The following is a 2,780-nucleotide window of genomic DNA, read 5'->3' as shown; positions in this document are numbered from 1 at the left end:
AATATTTTTAAAAATATTTTGTCGAGAATGTTGCGGGTAACGAAAAAGGGTTTTATATTTGCACCCGCTTAAACGCCGAAGGGCTGTTTTAGTGAAACAAAAAAGTTCATTAACATATTGAATTGACAGCGTAAGGTATCGATTGGAAACGATTGGTATCGGACAAGAGAATAGATCATTTAGAGTACCGAGAGAATTCCTATTGGTTGTTAAGAAATAGTCGCGAGACTTAAAATTTAACGATGAAGAGTTTGATCCTGGCTCAGGATGAACGCTAGCGGCAGGCCTAACACATGCAAGTCGAACGGTAACAGGGAAGAGCTTGCTTTTCCGCTGACGAGTGGCGCACGGGTGCGTAACGCGTATACAATCTACCTTTTACAGGGGGATAGCCTTTAGAAATGAAGATTAATACCCCATGGCATTATGGACCGGCATCGGTCTATGATTAAAGTTTCGGCGGTAAGAGATGAGTATGCGTTCTATTAGCTAGTAGGTGTGGTAACGGCACACCTAGGCAACGATAGATAGGGGCCCTGAGAGGGGGATCCCCCACACTGGTACTGAGACACGGACCAGACTCCTACGGGAGGCAGCAGTGAGGAATATTGGACAATGGGCGGAAGCCTGATCCAGCCATGCCGCGTGCAGGAAGACTGCCCTATGGGTTGTAAACTGCTTTTATACGGGAAGAAACCCGCCTACGTGTAGGCGGCTGACGGTACCGTAAGAATAAGCATCGGCTAACTCCGTGCCAGCAGCCGCGGTAATACGGAGGATGCAAGCGTTATCCGGAATCATTGGGTTTAAAGGGTCCGTAGGTGGATCGGTCAGTCAGAGGTGAAATCCTGCAGCTCAACTGTAGAACTGCCTTTGATACTGCCGGTCTTGAATTATTGTGAAGTGGTTAGAATATGTAGTGTAGCGGTGAAATGCATAGATATTACATAGAATACCGATTGCGAAGGCAGATCACTAACAATATATTGACACTGATGGACGAAAGCGTGGGGAGCGAACGGGATTAGATACCCCGGTAGTCCACGCCGTAAACGATGGTCACTAGCTGTTCGGACTTCGGTCTGAGTGGCTAAGCGAAAGTGATAAGTGACCCACCTGGGGAGTACGTTCGCAAGAATGAAACTCAAAGGAATTGACGGGGGCCCGCACAAGCGGTGGAGCATGTGGTTTAATTCGATGATACGCGAGGAACCTTACCAGGGCTTAAATGTAGATTGCATTAGCTGGAGACAGCTATTTCTTCGGACCATCTACAAGGTGCTGCATGGTTGTCGTCAGCTCGTGCCGTGAGGTGTCAGGTTAAGTCCTATAACGAGCGCAACCCCTGTTGTTAGTTGCCAGCATGTAAAGATGGGAACTCTAGCAAGACTGCCGGTGCAAACCGTGAGGAAGGTGGGGATGACGTCAAATCATCACGGCCCTTACGTCCTGGGCTACACACGTGCTACAATGGTATGGACAATGAGCAGCCACTTCGCGAGAAGGAGCGAATCTATAAACCATATCACAGTTCGGATCGGAGTCTGCAACTCGACTCCGTGAAGCTGGAATCGCTAGTAATCGGATATCAGCCATGATCCGGTGAATACGTTCCCGGGCCTTGTACACACCGCCCGTCAAGCCATGGAAGCTGGGAGTGCCTGAAGTCCGTCACCGCAAGGAGCGGCCTAGGGTAAAATCGGTAACTAGGGCTAAGTCGTAACAAGGTAGCCGTACCGGAAGGTGCGGCTGGAACACCTCCTTTCTAGAGAAAGACGACTGATAAGGAAATTTCATTATCAGGGAAATGATTAGTCTGTTCTCTTGCTGTCAATTTAAAATATCAATAATTAAGTAGAGTCTCATAGCTCAGCTGGTTAGAGCGCTACACTGATAATGTAGAGGTCGGCAGTTCGAGTCTGCCTGAGACTACTGATTAAAGGAAATTCTGGAAGCTGGGATTCAAGGTTCAAAATTCTGAATTCAAGTTCTGAATTCTAAATGGGGAATTAGCTCAGCTGGCTAGAGCGCCTGCCTTGCACGCAGGAGGTCACCGGTTCGACTCCGGTATTCTCCACGTACGGCCAGTGCCGTGAACGTTCATTGACATATTGAAAAAAGATACATGATAGTTAGATAGAAATATTTAATAAAAATAAATTATTGTAACGAGCAATAATTGTAACTCATTAAAAAGACAAAAGTACAATAAGCTAAATAAGAGCGTATGGGGAATGCCTAGGCTCTCAGAGGCGATGAAGGACGTGATAAGCTGCGAAAAGCTGCGGGGATTGGCACATACAAATCGATCCGCAGATATCCGAATGGGGCAACCCAGCATGTTGAAGACATGTTATCCGCAAGGAGGCAAACCCGGAGAACTGAAACATCTAAGTACCCGGAGGAGAAGAAAACAAAAGTGATTCCGATAGTAGCGGCGAGCGAAATTGGATTAGCCCAAACCAGTATTGTTACGGCAATGCTGGGGTTGTAGGACTGCGTCGTTGGTTGTGTAATGAACTAGAACGCTTTGGAAAGAGCGGCCATAGAGGGTGATAGCCCCGTAAAGGTAAAGACCATTAACCATAGCAGTATCCTGAGTAGTGCGGGGCACGTGTAACCCTGTATGAATCTGTGGGGACCATCCCATAAGGCTAAATACTCCTGAGAGACCGATAGTGAACTAGTACCGTGAGGGAAAGGTGAAAAGAACCCTGAATAAGGGAGTGAAACAGAACCTGAAACCATACGCTTACAAGCGGTCGGAGCCATTCGTGGTG

The 2,780-nt window shown here is 47.4% G+C and carries 2 tRNA genes and 2 rRNA genes (1 of these 4 cut by a window edge); all 4 read left to right on the top strand.

Annotated elements, in window-relative coordinates:
- The first annotated feature begins 239 nt into the window (after positions 1 to 239).
- A 16S ribosomal RNA gene (locus ACFWV9_RS16055) occupies positions 240 to 1,765 on the top strand.
- Between the two features lie 93 nt (positions 1,766 to 1,858).
- Positions 1,859 to 1,932: transfer RNA gene (locus ACFWV9_RS16050), tRNA-Ile, on the top strand.
- Between the two features lie 71 nt (positions 1,933 to 2,003).
- Positions 2,004 to 2,077, top strand: a tRNA-Ala gene (locus ACFWV9_RS16045).
- Positions 2,078 to 2,206: 129 nt separating this feature from the next.
- Positions 2,207 to 2,780, top strand: a 23S ribosomal RNA gene (locus ACFWV9_RS16040); it runs 2,247 nt beyond the window's last position.
- Together the 16S and 23S rRNA genes with 2 tRNA genes alongside form the textbook arrangement of a ribosomal RNA operon.

Source organism: Winogradskyella sp. A2 (assembly GCF_046762865.1).
GTDB lineage: Bacteria > Bacteroidota > Bacteroidia > Flavobacteriales > Flavobacteriaceae > Winogradskyella.
The sequence above is the reverse complement of the archived record's forward strand: the minus strand, read 5'-3'. Positions and strand labels throughout refer to the sequence as shown.